Origin of the sequence: Pseudomonas sp. (genome assembly GCF_002796985.1) — a bacterium.
In the GTDB taxonomy this organism is placed as follows: domain Bacteria; phylum Pseudomonadota; class Gammaproteobacteria; order Pseudomonadales; family Pseudomonadaceae; genus Pseudomonas.
Genome location: NZ_PEKX01000010.1, coordinates 1 through 22,255 on the forward strand (window position 1 = coordinate 1; position 22,255 = coordinate 22,255).

At 63.8% G+C, this 22,255-nt stretch carries 22 protein-coding genes; 10 read left to right on the plus strand and 12 right to left on the minus strand.

Annotation, left to right across the window (positions count from 1 at the left end):
- Nucleotides 1–225 precede the first annotated feature (225 nt).
- Complete coding sequence (locus CTR55_RS17020; protein WP_296288004.1) at nucleotides 226–921, plus strand: hypothetical protein; 696 nt, start codon at nucleotides 226–228, stop codon at nucleotides 919–921.
- Nucleotides 922–1,162: 241 nt separating this feature from the next.
- On the opposite strand, the gene CTR55_RS17025 is transcribed toward CTR55_RS17020, so the two are convergent.
- Nucleotides 1,163–1,993, minus strand: a complete 831-nt coding sequence (locus CTR55_RS17025) for a hypothetical protein (protein WP_296288005.1) — start codon at nucleotides 1,991–1,993, stop codon at nucleotides 1,163–1,165.
- 392 nt (nucleotides 1,994–2,385) lie between these two features.
- Here CTR55_RS17025 and CTR55_RS17030 point away from each other — a divergent pair, with 392 nt between their 5' ends.
- Complete coding sequence (locus CTR55_RS17030; RefSeq protein ID WP_296288006.1) at nucleotides 2,386–2,859, plus strand: phage antirepressor; 474 nt, start codon at nucleotides 2,386–2,388, stop codon at nucleotides 2,857–2,859.
- Between the two features lie 157 nt (nucleotides 2,860–3,016).
- Here the strand turns inward: CTR55_RS17030 and CTR55_RS17035 are convergent, their stop codons facing one another.
- The 5 genes from CTR55_RS17035 to CTR55_RS17055 form a co-directional block, all read right to left on the minus strand.
- Nucleotides 3,017–4,288 (minus strand): RidA family protein, encoded by a 1,272-nt coding sequence (locus CTR55_RS17035; protein ID WP_296288007.1) that lies wholly within the window; start codon nucleotides 4,286–4,288, stop codon nucleotides 3,017–3,019.
- 421 nt (nucleotides 4,289–4,709) lie between these two features.
- Complete coding sequence (locus CTR55_RS17040) at nucleotides 4,710–6,335, minus strand: NADP-dependent glyceraldehyde-3-phosphate dehydrogenase (RefSeq protein WP_296288008.1); 1,626 nt, start codon at nucleotides 6,333–6,335, stop codon at nucleotides 4,710–4,712.
- Between the two features lie 276 nt (nucleotides 6,336–6,611).
- The gene (locus tag CTR55_RS17045; RefSeq protein ID WP_296288009.1) at nucleotides 6,612–6,749 is read right to left on the minus strand and encodes a hypothetical protein; all 138 of its coding nucleotides are present in this window, start codon (nucleotides 6,747–6,749) and stop codon (nucleotides 6,612–6,614) included.
- A 158-nt stretch (nucleotides 6,750–6,907) separates the two neighbouring features.
- Nucleotides 6,908–8,260 (minus strand): GntP family permease, encoded by a 1,353-nt coding sequence (locus CTR55_RS17050; RefSeq protein WP_296288010.1) that lies wholly within the window; start codon nucleotides 8,258–8,260, stop codon nucleotides 6,908–6,910.
- 93 nt (nucleotides 8,261–8,353) lie between these two features.
- Nucleotides 8,354–8,875 (minus strand): gluconokinase, encoded by a 522-nt coding sequence (locus CTR55_RS17055; RefSeq protein ID WP_296288011.1) that lies wholly within the window; start codon nucleotides 8,873–8,875, stop codon nucleotides 8,354–8,356.
- A 231-nt stretch (nucleotides 8,876–9,106) separates the two neighbouring features.
- Between CTR55_RS17055 and CTR55_RS17060 the strand changes: the two genes are divergently transcribed.
- Nucleotides 9,107–10,150, plus strand: coding sequence for a LacI family DNA-binding transcriptional regulator (locus CTR55_RS17060; protein ID WP_296288012.1), 1,044 nt, complete (start codon nucleotides 9,107–9,109; stop codon nucleotides 10,148–10,150).
- 399 nt (nucleotides 10,151–10,549) lie between these two features.
- On the opposite strand, the gene CTR55_RS17065 is transcribed toward CTR55_RS17060, so the two are convergent.
- Genes CTR55_RS17065 through CTR55_RS17085 form a run of 5 tightly spaced genes read right to left on the minus strand, consistent with a single transcriptional unit; the run spans nucleotide 10,550 to nucleotide 13,984 of the window.
- The gene (locus CTR55_RS17065) at nucleotides 10,550–11,077 is read right to left on the minus strand and encodes a cytochrome C (protein ID WP_296288013.1); all 528 of its coding nucleotides are present in this window, start codon (nucleotides 11,075–11,077) and stop codon (nucleotides 10,550–10,552) included.
- A gap of 17 nt (nucleotides 11,078–11,094) precedes the next feature.
- Nucleotides 11,095–11,616 carry a methylamine dehydrogenase light chain gene (locus CTR55_RS17070; RefSeq protein WP_045217996.1) on the minus strand — a complete coding sequence of 174 codons (522 nt, stop codon included), beginning with the start codon at nucleotides 11,614–11,616 and terminating at the stop codon, nucleotides 11,095–11,097.
- Between the two features lie 17 nt (nucleotides 11,617–11,633).
- Nucleotides 11,634–12,260 (minus strand): methylamine dehydrogenase accessory protein MauD, encoded by a 627-nt coding sequence (gene mauD / locus CTR55_RS17075; protein ID WP_296288014.1) that lies wholly within the window; start codon nucleotides 12,258–12,260, stop codon nucleotides 11,634–11,636.
- A gap of 4 nt (nucleotides 12,261–12,264) precedes the next feature.
- The gene (locus tag CTR55_RS17080) at nucleotides 12,265–12,804 is read right to left on the minus strand and encodes a MauE/DoxX family redox-associated membrane protein (RefSeq protein WP_296288015.1); all 540 of its coding nucleotides are present in this window, start codon (nucleotides 12,802–12,804) and stop codon (nucleotides 12,265–12,267) included.
- A gap of 34 nt (nucleotides 12,805–12,838) precedes the next feature.
- Nucleotides 12,839–13,984 carry an amine dehydrogenase large subunit gene (locus CTR55_RS17085; protein WP_296288016.1) on the minus strand — a complete coding sequence of 382 codons (1,146 nt, stop codon included), beginning with the start codon at nucleotides 13,982–13,984 and terminating at the stop codon, nucleotides 12,839–12,841.
- Nucleotides 13,985–14,444: 460 nt separating this feature from the next.
- On the opposite strand from CTR55_RS17085, the gene codB reads away from it, so the two are divergent.
- The 3 genes from codB to codA are packed head-to-tail and all read left to right on the plus strand — an operon-like array spanning nucleotide 14,445 to nucleotide 18,191.
- Nucleotides 14,445–15,719 (plus strand): cytosine permease, encoded by a 1,275-nt coding sequence (gene codB / locus CTR55_RS17090; RefSeq protein WP_296288017.1) that lies wholly within the window; start codon nucleotides 14,445–14,447, stop codon nucleotides 15,717–15,719.
- Complete coding sequence (locus CTR55_RS17095; RefSeq protein WP_296288018.1) at nucleotides 15,716–16,927, plus strand: PucR family transcriptional regulator; 1,212 nt, start codon at nucleotides 15,716–15,718, stop codon at nucleotides 16,925–16,927. Before codB ends, CTR55_RS17095 begins: the two co-directional genes overlap by 4 nt.
- A 22-nt stretch (nucleotides 16,928–16,949) precedes the next feature.
- Entirely contained in the window at nucleotides 16,950–18,191 is a 1,242-nt protein-coding gene (codA, locus tag CTR55_RS17100; protein WP_296288019.1) for a cytosine deaminase, read from the plus strand.
- 194 nt (nucleotides 18,192–18,385) lie between these two features.
- On the opposite strand, the gene CTR55_RS17105 is transcribed toward codA, so the two are convergent.
- Nucleotides 18,386–18,820 (minus strand): carboxymuconolactone decarboxylase family protein, encoded by a 435-nt coding sequence (locus tag CTR55_RS17105; RefSeq protein WP_296288020.1) that lies wholly within the window; start codon nucleotides 18,818–18,820, stop codon nucleotides 18,386–18,388.
- 280 nt (nucleotides 18,821–19,100) lie between these two features.
- Here CTR55_RS17105 and pedF point away from each other — a divergent pair, with 280 nt between their 5' ends.
- The 4 genes from pedF to CTR55_RS17125 are packed head-to-tail and all read left to right on the plus strand — an operon-like array spanning nucleotide 19,101 to nucleotide 22,175.
- Nucleotides 19,101–19,538 carry a cytochrome c-550 PedF gene (gene pedF / locus CTR55_RS17110; RefSeq protein ID WP_296288021.1) on the plus strand — a complete coding sequence of 146 codons (438 nt, stop codon included), beginning with the start codon at nucleotides 19,101–19,103 and terminating at the stop codon, nucleotides 19,536–19,538.
- Nucleotides 19,539–19,543: 5 nt separating this feature from the next.
- Entirely contained in the window at nucleotides 19,544–20,443 is a 900-nt protein-coding gene (locus CTR55_RS17115) for a transporter substrate-binding domain-containing protein (protein ID WP_296288022.1), read from the plus strand.
- Between the two features lie 10 nt (nucleotides 20,444–20,453).
- Nucleotides 20,454–21,203 carry a quinoprotein dehydrogenase-associated SoxYZ-like carrier gene (locus CTR55_RS17120; protein WP_296288023.1) on the plus strand — a complete coding sequence of 250 codons (750 nt, stop codon included), beginning with the start codon at nucleotides 20,454–20,456 and terminating at the stop codon, nucleotides 21,201–21,203.
- A gap of 42 nt (nucleotides 21,204–21,245) precedes the next feature.
- Nucleotides 21,246–22,175, plus strand: coding sequence for a quinoprotein relay system zinc metallohydrolase 1 (locus CTR55_RS17125; protein WP_296288024.1), 930 nt, complete (start codon nucleotides 21,246–21,248; stop codon nucleotides 22,173–22,175).
- The last annotated feature ends 80 nt before the right edge of the window (nucleotides 22,176–22,255 follow it).

The window sequence follows — 22,255 nt, forward strand, 5'->3', positions numbered from 1 at the left end:
CCGCTATGAAACCCACCGGCAGCATAGCAAGGGCACTGGCCACGTTTTTACACAGTCTGGGCCAGAAGCAGACGCAATAGAGCATTGCTAGTCTTGAGAGCACGCTAGGCAGTCCGAATATGCCAAGAACAGAGTGATCCGGGAGCAAGGGGTCTTGGATCGACACCTTCCATGTTGGGCCGCCACAGTGTGACTGCCGGAGCTTAATCTCCACGGAGAGAAGTGATGAAGTACTTTTTGATACTGGCGGTACTTGTCTTGAGCATGCAAGTTCAGGCCGAAGATTTCTTCCGGCCCTGCGAAGACGTCATTGAAAGCCCGGGATACACATCCCTTGCAGAGACTTTCGAGTCGGGAAACGTCAAGGCAAGATACTGTCAGAAACTCAACACCAATGAATTTCTGTACGTAACGGATGTGGGCAATTACGACCAGTTCTACCATTGCACCAAGACGGAATTGAGAAAGTTAGAGTGTCGGGGGATCGATAAGTACTCGACCTACCCTAATATAAACGTGGAACAGAGATTCCGCAGCAACAAGGGAAAACAGTTCGTATTGTTCAGCGTCGGAAAATTAAGTCATGGCATCTACTCTACAAGTTATGTGCTTTTCCACCTTGTGCCAAAATCGGAGGCACGTTCCGGCTATCTAATTTATTCACTGCGAGAAGCAGGGGAGCGCAGCGGCCGCTATTCGGACTTAGGGAAGGTGTGCAGCAACCTGGACGGACAGGATGCGACTACCCCGGAAAATCCACCTTATGAGTTTTTCGATAACGGAAAAGATGCGGCGATTATCAGGTTCCATCAGAAGCTCACGAGCTGTGACTCGACAAACACCGAAGCCAAGCAGACGCTGGAATATAAATGGGTAAAGGGGGAATTCAGGCTCTCGAAGAACACCCGGATTATCGAGTAACGGTGACCCGCAAGCCATGAGCTTCAGCCTAACGGTATCGATAGCAGTTTTATCCGAATCGCCGATAGTCAGCTATGGATCGCTAGCGGCCTCTCGTCTGCTCGATACTGTTCAACAAGAGGCCAAGCGCTTGAACTCATAGGCGCCCTGAGCTATGGCCTCATTGCTAGCTCTGCCTGCGGCCTCATTTGCCAATCGATCAAATTCTTGTAGTTGCTCCAGAGTCATAATAGTGCTCATCTCATTGCTCTCCTTTCGCCAATGCGGCGTCGATCTTGTCTTTAGTTGCCTGATAAACTCTTGTGAAATCGCTCAACTGCCTTCTCGGAAATCGATAGATCAATACAATATTTTCCCAGGCGGTTATTTTTGCAGAGCAGATTCCCGACGAGATATCTTTGCCGCAGAAAATTATTGGAAAGCTCATATCCACGGCGCCGTTGCGATGCCTGTAGAAATAATCATCTGCATGCTCCTCGTTACCCAAGGCCTGATAGAATCCAAGCTCTTCATTTAGTGAAATGGCATATCCTGAAGGTCCGCCTATCAGTTTATTTGTCAGATTATTGAGAGGTAAGTATTTTTCAGGAGAAGGAGTTGCTCCCATTTTGCAATTCATTAGTATAATAATTTTTGGATTACCCGGATCAATATCGGTAGAAATTACACCCGACATTGTTTCCTTCATGTGACTAACGCTATCTCTGTAGATTAGAGTCACGCCAGGAATAAACTTTCCTTTCTCTTTCCATACGTCTGGATTTCTGAATGTTGGCCGATATTCGTCTGGCGTTGATTTCAGGTGCTCGAAATCAAATCGCCTTCCTGCGACCCATACTGGTTCGCCATCTTCAAATTTTTTATCCGTGTAGCGCGAGTAATTTTCTCCTCGCGCTTCTATCGCATTTTTTGTGTAATCAATACATTTCTGTTCTTCAGGGGAGATATGGGAGCGGTTATTTTCATTTCCACAGGCTGAAATAAATGCTGTGACAGCTACTATGCCGAGCCCGATAAGTAATCGCCGCGAATACTGCGCGTACTGAATTATTTTAATTAAGACGCTATGCATAGCGCATATCCTCAACGCTTCTTCAGCCTAAAGGTATCTATAGCAGTTTTATTCCAATCGCCAATAGTCCGCTTTGGGTGGCGGTTGCCGCCAGATCAGAAAGCTATACCCCGCTTGACCTCTTCCAGCCTTCCCCATAACCTCCCGACGCCCCTGTGAAAGCGGCAGGGGGGCGGGTTTGGCGACCCGATAAATCCACAGTGCGACCGCGCTCATAGCGCTGCGACGTATTTCTACGTCCGCAGTGTCTTGCTATGGCAGGCCGCGCAGGGAGACCTTCGGGTCTGCCGGTCCTGTGGTTCCGGTTCGCCAACCTTGCGCGGTTCTGCCACCCCTACCGTTTGGCGACGGGGGAGTGGCCTTTCTGGATTAACCACAAAGGTCTCAACTCCATGGACGACATCTACGTTCCCACCGTTTTCCACCGCTACAACCGTTCCCTGCGCGGCGTGTTGATCGACAACCAGCCCTGGTTGGTCGCCCGCGAGCTGGGTTATCTGATCCGCGAGCAGGTCGATGCTTATGTTCTTCGATTGGATGAGGACCTCTTTCGCGAGGCGCGCCTGGTGACGGGTGGCGGTGAGGAGGTCGTGCTGCTGGTCAGTGACTATGGCGCTTTCCATGTCATGCACCGCTTTCGTGATCCGGAGCATCGGCAAATGCGGATGTGGATCACTGGCCATGTGTTGCCGACGCTCAGGGATCAGGGGCGGGTGCCTGCGGGGCTGCCGAAGCGGATGCTGGCGAAAGGCGAGGGGCGGTCGTTGGCGGTGCTGGATTGGCAGGGGGAGTATTGGGTGCCGATGGGGGAGGTGCCGCGGTTGATGCGTGAGGAGAGGCGCGGGAGATGGTGGCGGAGGGAGTGATTGGCGGTTTGGAGTGCGGTGGGTTCGCGAGCGAGCTCGCTCCTACAAGAGCAAGAGCCCCTCACCCTAACCCTCTCCCGCACGCGGGAGAGGGGACCGTTCGGTGTGGGTCATGCCCTGGTGTCAGTCGGGCAGGGCATGACTCTTTGATTGCCAATCAAGCAGCCGGAGGCGTGCCTTCGGCGTTGGCGGCCACGGCGTCGATCTGGATCAGCGCACCTTTGGGCAGGGCCGCTACGGCTACCGTCCTGCGTGCGGGGACGCCGCCGGGGAAGTAGCTGGCGTACACCTCATCGACGGCGGCAATGTCGTCGATGTTCTTCAGGAAGACGTTGACCTTCACCACATCGGCCAGTGCGTGGTCGATGCTTTCGACGATGGCCTTGAGGTGCTTGAAGCACTGGCCGGCCTGTTCCTTGATGCCGCCTGCCACCAGTTCACCGGTCTTCACGTCCAGCGGCAGCTGGGCGGAGATGTGGTTGTAGTGGGAGAAGGCGACGGTTTGGGTGGAGTAGGGGCACTTCGGCGCGGCGTCGGTGTTGTGGGCCTTGATGACGATGCCGTGGCGGTCTTCGACGGCTTGCGGGGGCGTGCCGTCGCCGTGGGAGACCACGGCCTCGACCTGCACCAGGGCATCCATCGGCAGGGCTTGCTCCTGTACGACAGTACGTGCCGGGACGTAGCCGACGGTGCGGGCGATGGCCGAGTCGGGGAAGAAGGTGGTGTAGACCTTGTTCACGGCCTGCATGTCGGCCAGGTTCTTGACGAAGACGGTGATGCGCACGATGTCATCGAAGGGCACGTCGATGCTTTCGAGGATGGTCTTGATGTTGCGCAGGCACTGCCGGGTCTGTTCCTCGACGCCGCCGGGCACCAGCTTCCCGGTGCGCGGGTCGATGGGCAGCTGGGCGGTGAGGTTGTTGTAGTGGGAGAAGGCGACGGTCTGGGTGGACAGCGGGCTCAGCGGCGCGCTCTCGGTGTTGCGTTCGACCTTGATCAGGTCGCCGGCCTGCGGGGCGTTGGGGATGGTGCCTTCGCCGCAGGTGATGAGCGCTTCGACCTGCACCTGGGCGCCCAGCGGCAGGGCAGCCACGGCGACGGTGGTGAGTGTCGGCAGGTAGTTGGGGAAGAAGGCCGCGTGCACTTTGGCGACGGCTTCGGCATCGGCGATGTTGGTCAGGAAGATGGAAATGCGGACGGTGTCGTTCAGGGTGTGGCCGATGCTTTCGATGACGGCCTTGAGGTTCCTGAAGCACTGCTCGGCCTGTTCCTTGGCGCCGCCGGCCACCAGCTTTCCGCTGCTCGGGTCGACCGGCAACTGGGCGGAAAGGTTGTTGTAGTGGGAGAAGGCGACGGTTTGGGCATAGGGGCCGAGGTTTTGCGGGGCCTTGTCGGTGTTACGTGCCAGAACTGCGTTGTAGCCACTCATGTTGGTGCTCCCTTGTTTGCTGGGAATCCATGGGTTGCGTGGCAAACGCTTCTTCCACTTCGATATCGGTCGTTGCCACTATCGGTTCAGACGACGGATATCAAGCTCGTCGAGAGGCGCGCAGACTATCGAGTCTTGAAGGGTGACCCCTTTGACTTATGGCAAGCGTAGTGGGGTCTTCTTACCGGGTTGTTTCATTTGGCGATGGGGATGAGTCGGGATATTTCGAAAGGGATTTCTGAAAGCGGGGCTGGTGGTTCTCGTGGAGGTCCGGTGCCAGAGCCTTTCCCTCACCCCAGCCCTGGCTACGCGCCCCGCTCCGAAGGGAGAGGGGGCAGACCGTTCCGACTGATGCTGCGGGTTCTCCTTGCGCCGAACGGTCCCCTCTCCCTTCAGGGAGAGGGGACCGTTCGGCCGCCTATCAGAAGATGTAGTCGGTAGTCAGGAAGCTGGAGTCGCGGTCGCGGATGATCTGGCTGATCAGGGCCTTGTTGGCGTCGGTGAAGCGCGTGGCGACCAAGGTGCGGATGGAGAAGGTGCGCAGGGCGTCGTGGACGGAGAGGGTGCCTTCGGCGGAGTTCTTGCGGCCGTTGAAGGGGTAGCTGTCCGGGCCGCGCTGGCACTGGGCGTTGAGGTTGATGCGGCCGACCTGGTTGACGAAGGCGTCCACCAGCGGGCCGATCTGCTCGGGGTCGTCGCCGAACAGGCTGAGCTGCTGGCCGTAGTCGGACTGCAGGACGTAATCGATTACTTCCTTGATGTCGCGGTAAGGCACCACCGGCACCAGCGGGCCGAACTGTTCCTCGTGGTACAGGCGCATGTCGGCGCGCACCGGGCTGAGCAGCGCGGGGTAGAAGAAGCTTTCGTGGCTCTCGCCGCCACCAGGGTTGATGACCTCGGCGCCCTTGGCCAGTGCATCTTCCAGCAGGCCGTTCAGGTAGTCGACCTTGCCCGGCTCGGGAAGCGGCGTCAGCGCCACGCCTGATTCCCAGGGCATGCCGGGTTTGAGTTCGGCGAGCTTGGCGCTGAACTTGTCGAGGAAACTGTCCAGCACGTCTTCGTGGACGAAGAGGATCTTCAGCGCGGTGCAACGCTGGCCGTTGAAGGAGAGGGCGCCGGTGATGGCTTCGCTGACGGCGTTGTCGAGGTCGACGCTGGGCAGGACGATGCCGGGGTTCTTGGCGTCCAGCCCGAGGGCGGCGCGCAGGCGGTGCGGGCGCGGGTGGAGCTTCTTCAGGTCGGCGGCGCCGGAGTGGGTGCCGATGAAGGCGAAGACGTCGACCTTGCCGCTGGCCATGAGCGCGCTGACGGTCTCGCGGCCGCGCCCGTAGATGACGTTGATGACGCCCGGCGGGAAGCTGTCGCGGAAGGCTTCGAGCAGCGGGCGGATCAGCAGCACGCCGAACTTGGCGGGCTTGAAGACCACGGTGTTGCCCATGATCAGCGCCGGGATCAGGGTGGTGAAGGTCTCGTTCAGCGGGTAGTTGTACGGGCCCATGCACAGCGCGACGCCCAGCGGCACGCGGCGGATCTGCCCGAGGGTGCCCTGTTCCAGTTCGAAGCGGCTGGAGCGGCGGTCCAGTTCCTTGAGTGCCTGGATGGTGTCGACGATGTAGTCGCAGGTGCGGTCGAACTCTTTCTCCGAGTCCTTGAGGTTCTTGCCGATCTCCCACATCAGCAGCTTGACCACGGCCGTGCGCTGCTCGCGCATGCGGGCGAGGAAGCGCTCGACGTGGGCGATGCGTTCAGCCACGCGCAGGTTCGGCCACGCGCCCTGGCCGTTGTCGTAGGCGGCCACGGCGGCGTCCAGCGCGGCGAGGGCGGCGTCGGCATCCAGCAGCGGTGTGCTGCCGAGGATCACCTGTTGGTCGCCTTCATCGGTGGCGAGGAAGATCGGGCTGCGCACCGGGGCCAGCGGGCCGTCCCAGCGGCGCAGTTCGCCGTTGACCAGGTAGTCGCGCTGCTCGACGGGCGCGTCGGGGCGCCAGGCGTCGGGGATGTCGCTGAGGCGGGGGAACAGATGGTCGAGCTTGTTGTTGTCGGGCATGACTCATCCCTCGGGGGAAGGTGGGCGACTAGTTTGTGCAGGGCGCATGACTGTTCGCAGTCATGCGCCGATGTTCTCTTGCGTTGTGATGGCGGATAACGCGTGCCGCGTTATGCGCCCTACGGAATTCTCTGGAGCCTAGCTTGGCCTGGGTAAATCGATTCAGCAAAAATTGATGCGCGGGGCTTTGGTAGGGCGGATAACCGCTTGCGGTTATCCGCCGGCTTCACGGTGTGCGGGCGGCGGCGGCGGATAACCCGTTCCGGGTTATGCGCCCTACGGGTGCGAGGGGTTGGGCTGCGGTGTTGGTGCGGGCTGCAGGAGTTCCTGCTGCTCGGCGTAGCGGGCGCGAATGTCGAAGTCGCGCGGCCAGGTGGGTTGGGCGGGGGCTTTCGGAGTTGCGGAGGAAGTCACGGGCGATACCTCGTTGCAGGAGTCCGGGGCGGGCGGTTGGTGGTGCTCGCCGGGTGATAGGGCGCTGGGCTTGATGGGTATCGCTGCGCTCCACGCCATCCTACGGGGAGCGCCTGGGTAGGATGGGTGGAGCGCAGCGATATCCATCGATCAATGCATCAGACGAACAGCGACAGCAGCAGGATGAACAGCAGGCCGACCACCGAGAGGATGGTTTCCATCGCCGTCCAGGTCTTGAAGGTCTCCATCACGCTCATGTTGAAGTACTGCTTCACCAGCCAGAAGCCGGCGTCGTTGACGTGGGAGAGGATCAAGGAGCCGGCGCCGGTGGCGAGCACCAGCAGCTCGCGGTTGACGCCGGGGATCAGGTCGATGACCGGCACCACGATGCCCGCGCCGGTGATGGTGGCGACGGTGGCGGAGCCGGTGGCGATGCGGATCACCGCGGCCACCAGCCAGGCCAGGAGGATCGGCGAAATCTGCGCCTGCACCGCCATGTGGCCGATCACGTCGCCCACGCCGCTGGCCACCAGCATCTGTTTGAAGCCGCCGCCGGCGCCGATGATCATCACGATGGCGGCAGTGGGCGCGAGGCTCTGGTCGAGTAGCTTGAGGATTTTCTTCGAGTCGAATCCGCGAGCGTGGCCGAAGGTGTAGAGCGACAGCAGCAGAGCCAGCAGCAGCGCGGTGATCGGGTGGCCGATCATGTCCAGCCAGGCGCGGACGATGTGGCCGTCGGCAAGCATGACGTCGGCGAAGGTCTTGAGCAGCATCAGGAACACCGGCAGCAGCACGGTGAGCAGGGTGATACCGAAGCTGGGCAGGTTGCTGGTGTCCGGCTCGTGGGCGATCTGTGCCACCAGCTCTTCATTGGGCTGGCCGGGGATGTACTGGGCGATGAACTTGCCGAAGATCGGGCCGGCGATCGCGGCGGTGGGCAGGGCGACCAGCAGGCCGTAGAAGATGGTCTTGCCGATGTCTGCGCCGAATACGCCGATGGCCAGCAGCGGGCCGGGGTGCGGCGGCACCAGGCCGTGCACGGCGGAGAGACCGGCGAGCAGCGGGATGCCGATCTTGATCAGCGATACGCCGCTGCGCCGGGCGACGATGAACACCAGCGGCACCAGCAGGATGAAGCCGATCTCGAAGAACAGCGGGATGCCGACCAGGAACGCGGCGAACATCATCGCCCAGTGCACGCGCTCCTTGCCGAAGGCCTGGATCAGCGTGCGGGCGATCTGATCGGCACCGCCGGACTCGGCCATCATCTTGCCGAGCATGGTGCCCAGCGCAAGGATGATGCCGACGAAGCCGAGCACGCCGCCGAAGCCATCCTGGAAGGATTTGACGATGGTCGCCACCGGCATGCCGGAGGTGAGGCCGAGGAAGCCGGCCGCGATGATCAGGGCGACGAAGGGGTGGATCTTGAAGCGGGTGATCAGCAGGATCAGGCCGATGATGGTGACCACCGCGTCCAGCAGCAGATAAGTGTCGTGGGACATGCCGAGCATGAGTCTCTCCTGTTTTTGTCGTTGTGCCGGAGCGGTTCTTCTTCTTGGGTGAGTTGAGGTAGCGCTATCTTTTGATGGCAGGCGCTATCGGCATCAGTCGCTGGAGTGCTGTCGCCACCAGAGGTGCGTGGCTTCGGCCAGCTCGTCGAGTGGGCGGGTGGCGTCCAGGCGCAGGGTCAGCGGTTCGCTGGTAGGCACTTCGAGGGCGGCGAACTGGCTGTCGATCAGGCTGGCCGGCATGAAGTGGCCGGGGCGGGTGGCGACGCGCTGGGCGGCGGTTTCCGGGGTGAGTTCCAGGAACACCACACCCAGGCCGGGCACGGCGCGGCGCAGGCGCTCGCGGTAGATGAGCTTGAGTGCGGAGCAGGTCAGCACGGGGCGCTGGCCGGTGGCGATGGCTTGCTGCAACTGGGCGGCGAGGGTGTCGAGCCAGCCGGCGCGGTCCTCGTCGGTCAGCGGGATGCCGGCGCTCATCTTCTGGATGTTGGCTTCGGGGTGGAAGGAGTCGCCTTCGATGGCGAACGCGCCGCTGCGCAGACACAGGGCCTCGCTGACACTGGACTTGCCACAGCCGGCGACACCCATGATGAGCACGGCATCGATGGAGGGGAGCATGCAGGGCCTCGGATGTGAGACAGCGCTATCTTTGTTGGGCGTAACGAAAAGCATCGGGCTGCCTCCGTATTCTTGTCATTCTAGTCGGTGTGTCCCGGTGCTCTCGGCGGATGCTGCTGTGATAAGCAAACGCCGGCGGGCGAGGGGCGGCGGGAGCCGGCCTCAGGCAATTGCCCTGGCTGCGAGACAGCGCTACCTTAGTGCCTCGATTTTTGTTTGGCAAGCCGCCCGATGACCGCCCGGAAGAACGATAAGAAAAACGACAGAAGCTCTCGCACCACCGGCAAACCCACCCTCAACGACGTGGCACGCAGTGCCGGCGTCAGCCCCATCACCGCCTCGCGCGCCTTGCGCGGCGTGAGTACGGTGGCCGAGGAACTGGTGGTAAAGGTCCGCCAGGCTGCCGCCGACCTGGGCTACGTGGCCAACCCCGCCGCCCGCGCGCTGGCTTCCAAGCAGAGCCACAACATCGTGGTGCTGGTGCCGTCGTTGGCGAACCAGCTGTTCATCGAAACCCTCGAAGCCATCCATGCGGTGATGCACCCGCGCGGCCTGGAAGTGCTGATCGGCAACTACCACTACTCCCGCGACGAAGAAGAGAACCTGCTGCGCAACTACCTCGCGTACCAACCGCGCGGCCTGCTGCTGACCGGCTTCGACCGCACCGAGAGCGCCCGGCGGATGATCGAGGCCAGCGGCGTGCCGGCGGTCTACATGATGGACCTGGACCCCGGCGCGGGGCTGCATTGCGTGGGCTTCTCGCAGATTCGTGCAGGGGAGGCGGCGGCCAAACACCTGCTCAAGAGTGGGCGCAAGCGCCTGGCCTATATCGGCGCGCAGTTGGACCAGCGCACCTTGCTGCGTGGCGAGGGTTACCGCCGCGCGCTGCAGCAGGCCGGCTGCTATGACCCGGCGCTGGAAATCCTCACGCCGCGTTCGTCATCGGTGGGCCTCGGTGGTGAGTTGTTCCGCCAGTTGCTGGCCAGCCATCCGCAGGTGGAAGGCATCTTCTTCGGCAACGACGACCTGGCCCACGGCGCCTTGCTGGAGGCCATGCGCCACGGCATCCGCATTCCCGAACAGGTAGCGGTGCTGGGCTTCAACGATCTGCCCAGCTCGGAATTCATGGTCCCGCGCCTCTCCAGCATCCGCACCCCGCGCAAGGCCATCGGCAGCCATGCGGCGGAGCGCCTGCTCGACCTGATCAACGACAAACCGGTGAATGCGCCGGTGCTGGACCTGGGGTTCGAGTTGATGGTGCGGGAGAGCAGCTGACGCTCGTCACCCAATCGTAGGGCGCACAACGCGCCAGCGTTATCCGCCGTCGGAGGTGAGCGGCGGATAACCTGTTCCAGGTTATCCGCCCTACGGTTTCAAGTTCGCTGCAGGGTATAGCGGTAAATTCCCCGTGAGCCTCGCAAGTAGGATGGCGTGGAGCGAAGCGATACCCATCGATTCCACATGCGGGGCGTGGGATGTCGGGTTTTTTCGTAGGAGCGAGCTTGCTCGCGAACGGATTCCCCGGTGGCGCGGGCGTCAAGCGGTTCGCGAGCAAGCTCGCTCCTACAGAAAATCCCCGCGCATAAAAAAGCCCGCTGGAGCAGCGGGCAGTTGTGCGCGGGATAGCCGCGGAGGCAAAACATTCCCCGGCGGGCAAGCCGCCGGAGCAATCACTCAGTACGCATCGCTCATCCCATCGGTGATGGTGATGCCCTGCTTGCGCATTTCCTGGATCAACCCGGCGCGGGTGCCCGGCAGGTTGAGCAGGGCCTGGTAGCGCGTGGCTTTGACTTCCTCGGCGGTGTAGGGCTTGAACTCGGTGGGCATGCTGTCACCGGCCATGCCCTCCTTGCGCAGCAGCCAGTTGAGCAGGTCGGCCAGTTGCGCGTCGTTCAGCGCGGACTGGGACATGCCCGGCACGCGCACGAGGAATTGCCGCCCACCATCCACCTTCAGGAAGTTGCCGACGAAGCCGTGCAGGCGCGGCGTGTCGTTGGCCTTGCTGCCACTGCCTTCGGTGAGGTGGCAGCCGGCGCATTGCAATTGGTAATTGGTGGCCGGGGTGTAGCTCTGCTGGGAGATCGGCTTCTGCACCTCCTCGTTGCCGGGCGCCGGCCGCTGGTGCGGATCGGGGATCGCGCGGGCCTGGGCAAAGGGGGCGACCAGACTGCAGAGCAGGGCGCCGACAACGAGACTGCGCATGGGCTGTTCTCCCGACTTCAGACCGCGACGCCGCGGATGATGGTGACGGTGCAGTTGTAGATGCGCGATTCCGCGCCCAGGCACCAGTTGACGTCGTTGTTGTTGAACGGACGGTACAGCGGCTCCTCGCTCTCGTTGCGGGTACAGGCGCACTGGGAGCAGCTGTGCTTACCGCAGCAGTCGTTGTAGGAAATGATGTAGTCCTTGCCGTCTGCCGGGTTGCGGCAGGTGCCGATCCAGGTCACTTGCGAGGCATCGGTGCCGGGCGGGCAGGAGGTGGTGGTGCCGCCGCAGCAGGTGCAGAGGAAGCCGTCGATGGAGCAGTAGCGCCAGTAGTCGCAGCTGTTCGGGTCACCCGGATCGCCAGCCTTGGGCGCCTCGGCGGCCAGGGCCTTGGAGGTGCGGTCGATCGGCAGGATGATCGGCAGGGCGGCGCCGGCCACCAGCAGCGAGCCGAAGCGGCCCAGCAGCTTGCGCCGCGAAGTGACGTTGGCCACCTGGCGGGAGGAGCGCTCGAACAGGTTGTCGAGGAATTTCATGCTTGTTCTCTCCGTGATCAGTGGCTGTGGCCGTGGCTGGCGTCGTGGGTGTGCACGTGGCCGGTGCCTTTCATGTACTGCTGCAGGGTGGCGCTGCCCAGGTGCTCGACCTCGAACAGGCTGTCCAGGTGCTCGCGGGAGTTCACCAGGCCCTTGGCGCGCAGCACGCCCTTGCTGTCGATCAGCGCGGCGTAGGGCAGCTTGCCGATCTGGTAGGTCATGCCCACTTCCGGGCCGACCACGTAGGCGGATTTCTCCAGGCCGTGCTCGGCGATCAGCGCCTGTTGGGCGGCCATGTCGCCGTCGCTGACGTAGATCACTTCCAGCTCGCCAGCCTTGTCCTTGGCGATGGACTTGATCGCCGGCAGCAGCGATTTGCAGATCGGGCAGGTCGGCGAGAGGAAGAACAGCAGCTGGCCGCGCTCGCCTTCATAGCCGAAGTTGACCGGACGACCGTGGCGGTCGGCGGCGGTGACTTTCGGTGCGGGCTCGTTGACCGCCACGCCCTTGTCGACCATCAGCGCGCCGGCCGGAGCGATGCGGCCGTGGAGGACGCCGATCTGGCGCACCAGCGCCATGACGGTGAAGGCGAGGGCGATGAGCAGCACCCAGAGAAGAATGTTGGAAACGATCAGACCTTCCATTTGTTCACCTTCCGATGAGTTTGAGCAGACGAGGATGATTGGCCAGCAGGCTATCGGCCGCGGCATACAGGAGCAGGGTGACGGCGCTGGCGGCGAGGATCACGAAGGCGTCGAACACGCCCATTTCGCGGGCCTGCGGGGTGCAGGCGGCGAGCAGGGCGAGCGCGGCGATGATCGCGTTGCGCAGCAGCAGAACCGGGCGCAGCGGTTGCATCTGGCCGGGGCCGGAGCAGCCGCAGTCGATGTCGCGACGGCCGCGCCACAGGTTGATGCCGATGGCGCCGGCATAGAACAGGATCAGCGCCGTGGCGGCCAGGGCCGCGACGTGACGGCTCGCCGGCACCAGCAGGGCGAAGGCAACAGCGCCTTCGACCACCGGCAGCACGCGGGCCACCGGGCCGACCAGCGAGGCTGGCAGCAGGCCGTAGTCTTCGACCTGGCGGGCGAAGCGCATCGGCGCGCGCAGCTTGTGGCTGGCGGCGCTGGCGAGCAGCACCGCAACGGCCACCGCACTGGCGATGATCAGGATCGGATCGGAAAACATATCCGTACCTCTCGGTTGGCTTTCTAAAAAAGGCTTAGTGGCTCAGGACCAGGATCGGCGTCTTGGCGATCTTGTCCATGGCGCCGTTGTACTTGCCGGTCTTCAGGTCGAAGATCTGCAGGCCGCCTTCGATGTCGGTGCCCAGCAGCAGCGGCTTGTCGTCGGTGGTGGCGTGCAGGCTCCACACCGGCTTGGGCGCTTCCAGGGTGCCGATCTTCTTCTGGGTCTTCAGGTCGTAGACCCAGATGAACGGGCTCGGGTCTTCCCATTTGCCGGCGCTGTGCTCTTCATGCATCAGCACGTACAGGCGGTTCAGCTTGGGCGCTACGGCCATCAGCTGCCAGCCGCCGGTACCCCAGCCTTTCTTGCGTTCTTCGTCGGTGGTCAGCGACCAGCTCGGCAGCATCTTCGGCTTGTCGCCGGAGACGTCCACCGGCTTGACCATGCCGTCGGTGGTCACGAAGAAGTAGGTTTCGCCGACAGCCAGGCCACGCTCGTTGAGCTTTTCCTTGTTCGGATCGAAGAACGGCGTCTGGCTACGGCCGACTTCCTTGCCATCGTCGCCGACCTTGGTGATCTGCAGCTGGCCGTCACCGCACAGCGAGGCGAAGCTGCGCTTGCCCACCGGGTAGTTGAGCACGCAGCCGCTGATGGCGATTTCGCTGGCGACCTTCTTCTCCTGGGTGTCGACCACGGTGACCGAGGTGGACGGGGTGAAGTTGTAGACGTAGACGAAGCGGTCGTCGGAGCTGCTGCCCAGGGCGTACTTCTGGGTCAGGATCGAGGCGCGCTTGGCCGGGATTTCCACTTCCCACTTCGGACGCAGGTTCGAAGTATCCCAGGCGGTCAGCACGTCGGTGCGCACGCCGCGGGTGCCGCGGGAGTAGAAGGTGTCGGCGGAGTACAGGGTCTTGGCGTCGTGGCTCAGGGTGGACGGAGCGACGAAGCCGGTGCTGACCATGCCGAGCATCTTCTTCTGCTCCGGGTCGACCACGGTGACGCGGCCGGCGATGAAGTTCTCGAACTCCACGTCGACGATGTAGGCGCGGTGCGGCGAGGGCGGGAACGGCAAGACGGTCTCACCGATGCTCTCGGTCGGCAGCTCGGCGTGGGCTGCGCCCATCGCGAGGCACGTGCTCAGCGCGAGGACCGATGGAGCGAGGAACCTGGCGACGCTCATTGGCGGGTACTCCCTTTTTCTTGTTGGCGGGCTCTCTGTTGTTATCAGGCCATCCGCCAGGGGCGGACAGCGGACGGAACATTGAGGAGAGTCTGCCTGCGTCGGTGCGTGCCGGACTTGTTGTCCGTGCCATTTCCTTGTCTGGGGGTGACAGGGTGTCGCAGGGACAAAGTCCAGACGGCAAGCGGCGCGTGCGGCGGGAATTCCGCCGAACGGCAGTGATTTGGGTCAGAGGGTTCGTCTATTTTGGTGCGAAAAAGCTGCATCGCGCCCCAGAAATCCGCACAATGCACATTTGAGCTATCTTGAAACGCCGTTACACCCACCGGAAGTGTGCATTGTGAACAGATCACAATGTTCGACATGCTCAAAATTTCCGCGTCGTTCCTGATTGGCTTTTCCGGCCCGCTATTTGCGTTGGCCGGGAGTCCTCAACCAATCCTCGCGGAATGCCCCCCCGATGAAAAAAGCCTCGACGAGTTCCCCCAGTGAGTTCCCCCTGAGCGCGACGCCCAGGGAAGGGCGCAAAGGCCTGCTGCCCATCGCCATGGTCCTGTTCAGCTTCACCTTCTTCACCGGCACCATGTTCGCCGGCGGCAAGATTGGCATGGCCTTCGACTTCGTCGACATGCTCTGGGTCGCCTTCATCGGCAACGTGCTGCTCGCCGTCTACGCCGCCTCCCTGGGCCTCATCGCCTCCCGCAGTGGCCTGAATACCGTGCTGATGGGCCGCTTCTGCTTCGGTGAGCGCGGCAGCAAGCTGTCCGACTTCCTCCTTGGCTTTGCAGAACTGGGCTGGTACGCCTGGGGCACCGCCACCGTGGCCATCGTGCTGGTGAAGATGCTGTCGCTGCCCGAGTGGCTGAATATCCCGCTGATGGTGGTGTTCGGCCTGCTGTTCTCGATCACCGCGATCATCGGCTTCAAGGGGCTGGACATCATGTCCCGCGTGTCGGTGCCGCTGATGTTCATCCTGCTGGTCGCCTCGATGGTCATCGCCACAAACCACGCCGGCGGCTGGAGTGGCCTGCTGGCGAAGGAGCCGAGCCAGATCCTGACCTTCTCCGCCGCCGTGACCATGGTCTTCGGCACCTTCGCCAGCGGCGCGACCCAGGCCACCAACTGGACCCGCATGGCCCGCAGCGGACGCATCGCGGTGATCGCCAGCGTGGTCGCCTTCCTCATCGGCAATGGCCTGATGATCGTCGCCGGCGCCTGGTGCGCCATCGTCTACCAGAACGCCGACATCGTCGAAGTGATGGTGCTGCAGGGCCTGTCCTTCGCCGCGGTGATCATGCTCTGCCTGAACCTGTGGACCATCCAGGGCCCGACCATCTACAACGTCTCCGCCGCCGCCTGCCACCTGGTGCGCAGCGAGCGTCGCCGCACCATGACCCTGCTGGCCGCCGGCATCGGCATCATCCTCGCCATCGGCGGCATGTACGAATGGCTGATTCCGTTCCTGGTACTGCTGGGCTCGATCATCCCGCCGCTGGGTGGCGTGATCATGGCCGACTACTGGTACCGCAACCGCGGTGAATACCCGGCGCTGGTGGGCACCCACATCCCGGCGTTCAACGTCACCGGCCTGGTGTCCTACGCGGTTGGCGCCGGCCTGGCCTACGCCTCGCCGTGGATTGCGCCGCTGGTAGGCATCGCCGCTTCGGCCATCTGCTACATCATCCTCACCGAAGTCACCCGCGCCCGTGCGCCGGTGGCCGAGCCGCGCGCTTGAGCCTGAGCGTCGAGGAAATCCTCCGTCTGCCGGGGCTGGAAAGCCTCGTGCTGCGGGCCGGCGCGCGCAACGTGCATCGCAGCGTGCGCTGGTCGTACGTGGCGGAGAACGTCGGCATTGCCGACTGGGTGATGGGCGGCGAGCTGGTGTTCGTCACCGGCATCAACCACACCCGTGACGAAGCCAACCTGCTGCAACTGGTGCGTGAAGGCGTTGCCAGCGGCATTGCCGGCATCGTCATCCTCACCGGCGACGAGTTCATCCAGCGCATACCGCCGTCCGTGGTGCGCCTGGCGGAAGCCGAAGGCCTGCCGCTGATCGAGCAGCCCTACGCGCTGAAGATGGTCATCGTCACCCACCTGATCGGCACGGCGCTGGTGCAGATGACCCAGGTGAAGACCTCGCGCCGCGACATCCTCGGCCAACTGCTCAGTGGCGATTACCCGAGCCTGGAGATCGTCCGCCGCCGCGCCCAGCACCTGGAGCTACCACTGGCGACGCCGCGCCGCCTGGTGGCGCTGCGGCTGTCCGGCGTCGATACGCTGTTCCAGCAACAGGAGCCGGAGGAGGCCGAGCGCGTGCTGCAACTGACCCGCCAGCGCCTGCTCGACCATCTGGAGAACTGGCAGCAGGAGCGCCCCGAGCGTTTGCCGGTGGTGATCCAGGGCGACCTGTTCGTCCTGCTCCTGGCGGATGCCGAGCGCGTCGAACTGCATGCCCTGGCTGCCGAGTTGCAGCAGGAGCTGGCGCCGTTGCGCGCCTATCTAGGGCTGTCCGCCCGCGCCGAGTCCTGCGCCGAATTCCCCCGCGCGCTGCTCGAAGCCCGTCAGGCGCTCGACGTCGCCGAAGGCATGCAGGCTCCCGGCAGCTTCTGTGACTACCGTGAGCTGGGCGTGCTGCGCCTGTTGCGGGCGATCCCCGATCGCGCAGTGGTCGAGCAGTTCATGAAAGACACCCTCGGCCCGCTCAACGAGGCGGGCCGCAAACAGCCGCACCTGCTGATCGAGACGCTCGACGCACTCGTCCAGGAAGGCGGCAACGCGCTCAAGGCCGCGCAGCGCCTGGGCATCCACCGCAATACCCTGAACCAGCGAATCGCGCGCATCGAAGCCCTGAGCGGTCAATCCCTCGATGACGCACAGTTCCGCCTGAATACCTCCGTGGCGCTGCTCATCTGGCGCATGTCCAATGCGCCGCGCCACGAATAGCCTGAAGAGGAAGAAAAAGCCCATGAAGATCATCAACGCCTCGCTGCGCAAGCAGACCGGCCTGTTCACCATCCGCTGCGAAGGCGACGTCATCGCCGAAGTCGTGCAGCAAGCCGGCAGCGTGGCTGCCAGCGGCGACGACATCGATGCCCGTGGCAACCTGGCCATCGCCCCGCTGGTGGAACCGCACATCCACCTCGACGCCACCCTGACCGCCGGCGAGCCGGAATGGAACATGAGCGGCACGCTGTTCGAGGGCATCGAGCGCTGGGCCCAGCGCAAGGAAACCATCACGCACGAGGACACCAAGTCCCGCGCACACACCACCATCCGCATGCTGGCCGCCCACGGCATCCAGCACGTGCGCACCCACGTCGACGTCACCGATCCGAGCCTGGCCGCGCTCAAGGCCATGGTGGAAGTGCGGGAAGAAGCCCGGCACCTGATCGACCTGCAGATCGTCGCCTTCCCGCAGGAGGGCATCGAGTCCTACGAGGGTGGCCGCGAGCTGATGGAAGAGGCGATTCGCCTGGGGGCGGACGTGGTCGGCGGCATCCCGCACTTCGAGAACACCCGCGAGCAGGGCGTCAGCTCGATCAAGTTCCTGATGGACCTGGCCGAACGCACCGGCTGCCTGGTGGACGTGCACTGCGACGAGACCGACGACCCGAACTCGCGCTTCCTCGAAGTGCTCGCCGAAGAAGCCCGCGTGCGCGGCATGGGCGGTCGCGTCACCGCCAGCCACACCACGGCCATGGGTTCCTACGACAACGCGTATTGCTCGAAGCTGTTCCGCCTGCTCAAGCGCTCGGGCATCAACTTCGTCTCCTGCCCGACCGAGAGCATCCACCTGCAGGGCCGCTTCGACACCTTCCCGAAACGCCGTGGCGTGACCCGCGTGGCCGAGATCGACCGCGCCGGCATGAACGTCTGTTTCGGCCAGGATTCGATCAAGGACCCGTGGTACCCGCTGGGCAACGGCAACATCCTGCGCGTGCTCGATGCCGGCCTGCACATCTGCCACATGATGGGCTTCGACGACCTGCAACGCGCGCTGGACCTGGTCACCGACAACAGCGCCCGCGCGCTGAACCTGGGCGCGCGCTACGGCATCGCCGCCGGCCGCCCGGCCAACCTGCTGGTGCTGGGGGTGGAGAGTGACTACGAAGCGGTGCGCCAGCAGACCAAGGCGCTGTATTCGATCCGCAATGGCCGCGTGCTGATGAAGCGCGAGCCGGAGCAGGTGGAACTGGTCGAGGGTTGATCGGTTCCACTTGCAGGAGCGAACTTGCTCGCGAACCTGGCCTCGCTGCGGGGCTGTTCGCGAGCAAGCTCGCTCCTACGAGATCAAGAGCCGCTGACTCTCTAATGGATCGGTAGGGCGCATAACGCCGGAGGCGTTATCCGCCATTTGGCGGATAACCCGTTCCGGGTTATCCGCCCTACGAAAGCCGACTCTCAGGGCACCATCGCCATCCCGACGCCAAAGCGGTTCCACGCATTGATGGTGGCGATCGCCAGGGTCAGGTTGACGATCTCGGCTTCGCTGAAGTGCTCGCGCAGGGCGTCGAACTGGTCCTGCGGGGCGTGTTTTTCCGGCAGGCGGGTGAGGCTTTCCACCCAGGCCAGCGCGGCGCGCTCGCGTTCGGTGAAGAAGCGGGTTTCCTCCCAGACGCTCAGGGTCTGCAGCCGCGCCTCGGTCTCGCCGGCCTTGCGGGCGTCATTGGCGTGCATGTTCACGCAATAGGCACAGCCGTTGATCTGCGAAGCGCGCAGGCGCACCAGCTCCAGCAGCGAGGTCTCCAGCCCGGATTTGGCCAGGGCCTGCTCCAGGCCGATCATGGCCTTGTAGGCCTCGGGGGCGGCCTTGGGCCATTCGATGCGTGCGCTCATGGTGATCTCCAGTGGGGCCCGCGGCAGTGCGGGAATGGAGCTAAGTTACCCCCAGTTCCGCCGCCACCGAATAGCCAATTCCCGGCAATAGCGGCAGACCAATGCGAGCCATTCCACGGCCCGAGGCCAGCCATGGCCGCCCGCCGTTCTAGTACCAAGGGAGTAGGCGGGAGCATCCAAAGCAGGATTCGGCCGCCGGCCGCGCGTTCTTACCATCTTCATCACTGGCGTCGTTCCGGGCGCCATGCCTTGCCAAGCATCTCGATGAGAGGATGAAGTGATGAACAACAAGAACGTGCTGTGTGGCCTGCTGTTAGTGGCCGGCCTGGGTGTCTCGGGTCTGGCCCTGTCCCACGGCAATGTGACGCCCCAGGCAGTGGATACCACGGGGCTGGAACCACTGGGCAAGGAATGGCGCGACACCAACCCCTACCGCGAACCCTACGCCAACCACGCCAAGGCGGTGGAGATAGGCTCCTCGGCCTACAACCAGAACTGCGCGCGTTGCCATGGCCTTGAAGCCAAGTCCGGCGGCATTGCCCCCGACCTGCGCATGCTCGATGTGGGCGCCGAGGGAGACGAGTGGTTCAAGGAGCGGGTGATCAACGGCGCGGTGCGTGACGGTGCGGTGTACATGCCGAAGATGGCCGATTACATCAGCCAGGAAGGCCTGTGGGCGATCCGAACCTACCTGGACAGCGTGCACGTGGAAGAGTGATCGCCATGCGCCTGCCCAACCTGCTGATTGGCGTGCTCTGGAGTCTGGCCTTGTGCCTGTTGCTGGGGCAGGCGCAGGCCGGGGTCCGCCCCTACGAGGACATGGTCACCAGCGGCGTGCTGCGGGTGGCCGTGTACGAGAACTTCCCGCCCTACAGCTTCCTGCAGGACGGGCAACCGCGTGGGGTCGACATCGACCTGGCGAAACGACTGGCCAGCGGGCTGGGCCTGCGCGCGGAATTCCTCTGGGTCACGCCCGGCGAACGCCTGGACGACGACCTGCGCAACTTCATCTGGAAGGGCCACTACCTGCGCCCCGGCGTGGTAGCCGACGTGATGCTGCGCGTGCCCTACGACCGCCAGTACGCCAACCGGCGCAACGATGTCGGCGAGTTCGCCAACGAGCAGGTGGTGACGTTCGGCCCCTACCAGCGCGAGCGCTGGCAGGTGGTCAGCGATGACCGCCGGTTGCCCGAAGTGGACACCATCGCCGCCTTCCGCGAGCACCCCATCGGCGTGGAGCTGGACAGCGTGCCGTCCTTCTACCTGACCTCGGTGCTGGGCGGCCAGCTCAGCCGCATGACCGTGCACTTCCCCAGCACGCAGGCGGCCTTCGATGGTATGCGCGCGGGCAAGGTGGATGCGGTGATGGCCCTGCGCGGCGAGCTGGACTGGATGCGCGCGCAAGCCGCCGATGAGCACCTGAAGAACGCCGAGAACACCTACCCCAACCTTGGCCAGCCCGAGTGGGACATTGGCATGGCGGTGCATGAAAGCAATCGCCAGCTCTCCAACGCCCTGGACGGCGAGCTGGAAGAACTGGTGCGCAGCGGTGAGATGGCAAAGCTCTACGCCGCCTACGGCGTGCGCTACGAACTGCCGGGGCTTTATCAGGACGTGCAGTGAGGGAGACATGATGCACAGGCGCGAACTGCTGCTGGGAATCTGCGCTCTGCCGTTGCTGGCAGCGGCGGTGGAGGGCGACCCGATGCCCTCGGTGATGTGGGAGTACCACCACAAGCGCCTGCTGAATGGCGAGCCCTACGTGTTCGATGAGCGGGTGAAGCTGGGCGTGCCGCCGTTCGCCGAGGACTCCCGCCAGGTCCCGGTGGAAGTCGACGCCCGCGCCTTGCCGGGGCGTTTCGACCGCCTGCTGCTGTGGGCCGAGCTGAACCCGATTCCCCATGTGCTGACGCTTTATCCGGGCGAGCATCTGGAGCCGCTGTTGGCGGTGCGCATCCGCATCGAACAGGCCACGCCGATTCGCGCCGCGCTACGGGACGAGAAGGGCGTCTGGCACGTCGGCTCGGCCTGGATCGACGCCGCCGGTGGCGGCTGCACCGCGCCCAGCGTAGTGCGCGCGCAACCGGGCTGGGAAGACCGCCTCGGCCAGGTGCATGGCGGTTCCTACCCCAAGGGCGAGTACAGCCGGGTGCGCCTGTCGGTCTCGCACCCGATGGACAACGGCCTGGTCGGCGGCATCCCCGAGTTCTACCTGGACCACGCCGAGCTGCGCGGGCCGGACGGGGAAGTCTTCGCCCGGCTGGAGCTGTTCCCGGCGGTGAGCGAGAACCCGACCTTCACCTTCGAGGTGCGCGGCCACCCACGCACCGAACTCTGGCTGCACGACAACAACGGCAACGAATTCCAGGCCGCACTGCGCTGACGCCGCTCCGTGCTAACGCCGCCCTGTGCTGACGAGGTGCCCATGCGTTTCCTCCTGATCGCCCTGGCCTGCCTGTGCCTGCCGGCCCTGGCCGACCTGCAGTACCACCTCGAACCCCGGAAGATCGCCGAGGGCACCTGGCTGGTGGAAGGCAGTACCGACAACTTCGCCAAGGACAATGGCGGCGCCATCGTCAACGTAGCCTTCATCGACACCGGCGAGGGTGTGCTGGTGATCGATAGCGGCCCGTCGAAGCGCTACGGCGAAGCCCTGCGTGCGCTGATTCAGCAGACCACCGGCAAACCGGTGAAGCGCGTGCTGCTCACCCATCACCACCCCGACCACGTGCTGGGCAACCAGGCCTTCGCCGACGTGCCCATCGGCGCGCTGGCCGGTACCAGCAAACTGCTGAAAGAGCAGGGCAACGCCATGGCGGAGAACATGTACCGCCTGGTCGGCGACTGGATGCGCGGCACGGAAGTGGTGCTGCCCACCCAGACAGTGGAGCCGGGCATCGTCCAGATGGGCAGCCATCGGCTCCGCCTGCTGGGCCTGCGCGGGCATACCGGCGCGGACCTGGCGATCCTCGACGAGACCACCGGCGTGCTGTTCGCTGGCGACATTGTCTTCTACCAGCGCGCGCTGACCACCCCGAACAGTCCGGGGCTGGACGTGTGGCTGGGCGATATCGACACGCTGCAGAAGTTGCCTTGGAAGCTCATCGTTCCCGGTCACGGCCCTGTCGCCACCGACGCGGCGCCCTTTGCGCAGATGCGTGATTACCTCGGCTGGCTCGACAGCGTGATGCGCGACGGCATCGCCCAGGGCGCCGACATGAACGACCTCCTGCGCACGCCCATCCCCGAGCGCTTCGCCGGCGTCAGCCTGACGCGCTACGAGCTGATCCGCAGCGTCAGCCACCTCTATCCGCGCTACGAGCAGAAGGCGCTGCCGCGCGTCGACGAGCCGTGACTCCGCGTTTGTAGGATGGCGTGGAGCGAAGCGATACCCATCATTTCCAGGCACCAGCAGCATGGGTATCGCTGCGCTCC

Bases quoted from the DNA above. Each gene is read 5' to 3' on its own strand.
- CTR55_RS17020 (WP_296288004.1), top strand. From the start codon at position 226: ATGAAGTACTTTTTGATACTGGCGGTACTTGTCTTGAGCATGCAAGTT.
- CTR55_RS17025 (WP_296288005.1), bottom strand. From the start codon at position 1,993: ATGCATAGCGTCTTAATTAAAATAATTCAGTACGCGCAGTATTCGCGG.
- CTR55_RS17030 (WP_296288006.1), top strand. From the start codon at position 2,386: ATGGACGACATCTACGTTCCCACCGTTTTCCACCGCTACAACCGTTCC.
- CTR55_RS17035 (WP_296288007.1), bottom strand. From the start codon at position 4,288: ATGAGTGGCTACAACGCAGTTCTGGCACGTAACACCGACAAGGCCCCG.
- CTR55_RS17040 (WP_296288008.1), bottom strand. From the start codon at position 6,335: ATGCCCGACAACAACAAGCTCGACCATCTGTTCCCCCGCCTCAGCGAC.
- CTR55_RS17050 (WP_296288010.1), bottom strand. From the start codon at position 8,260: ATGCTCGGCATGTCCCACGACACTTATCTGCTGCTGGACGCGGTGGTC.
- CTR55_RS17055 (WP_296288011.1), bottom strand. From the start codon at position 8,875: ATGCTCCCCTCCATCGATGCCGTGCTCATCATGGGTGTCGCCGGCTGT.
- CTR55_RS17060 (WP_296288012.1), top strand. From the start codon at position 9,107: ATGACCGCCCGGAAGAACGATAAGAAAAACGACAGAAGCTCTCGCACC.
- CTR55_RS17065 (WP_296288013.1), bottom strand. From the start codon at position 11,077: ATGCGCAGTCTCGTTGTCGGCGCCCTGCTCTGCAGTCTGGTCGCCCCC.
- CTR55_RS17070 (WP_045217996.1), bottom strand. From the start codon at position 11,616: ATGAAATTCCTCGACAACCTGTTCGAGCGCTCCTCCCGCCAGGTGGCC.
- mauD (WP_296288014.1), bottom strand. From the start codon at position 12,260: ATGGAAGGTCTGATCGTTTCCAACATTCTTCTCTGGGTGCTGCTCATC.
- CTR55_RS17080 (WP_296288015.1), bottom strand. From the start codon at position 12,804: ATGTTTTCCGATCCGATCCTGATCATCGCCAGTGCGGTGGCCGTTGCG.
- CTR55_RS17085 (WP_296288016.1), bottom strand. From the start codon at position 13,984: ATGAGCGTCGCCAGGTTCCTCGCTCCATCGGTCCTCGCGCTGAGCACG.
- codB (WP_296288017.1), top strand. From the start codon at position 14,445: ATGAAAAAAGCCTCGACGAGTTCCCCCAGTGAGTTCCCCCTGAGCGCG.
- codA (WP_296288019.1), top strand. From the start codon at position 16,950: ATGAAGATCATCAACGCCTCGCTGCGCAAGCAGACCGGCCTGTTCACC.
- CTR55_RS17105 (WP_296288020.1), bottom strand. From the start codon at position 18,820: ATGAGCGCACGCATCGAATGGCCCAAGGCCGCCCCCGAGGCCTACAAG.
- pedF (WP_296288021.1), top strand. From the start codon at position 19,101: ATGAACAACAAGAACGTGCTGTGTGGCCTGCTGTTAGTGGCCGGCCTG.
- CTR55_RS17115 (WP_296288022.1), top strand. From the start codon at position 19,544: ATGCGCCTGCCCAACCTGCTGATTGGCGTGCTCTGGAGTCTGGCCTTG.
- CTR55_RS17120 (WP_296288023.1), top strand. From the start codon at position 20,454: ATGCACAGGCGCGAACTGCTGCTGGGAATCTGCGCTCTGCCGTTGCTG.
- CTR55_RS17125 (WP_296288024.1), top strand. From the start codon at position 21,246: ATGCGTTTCCTCCTGATCGCCCTGGCCTGCCTGTGCCTGCCGGCCCTG.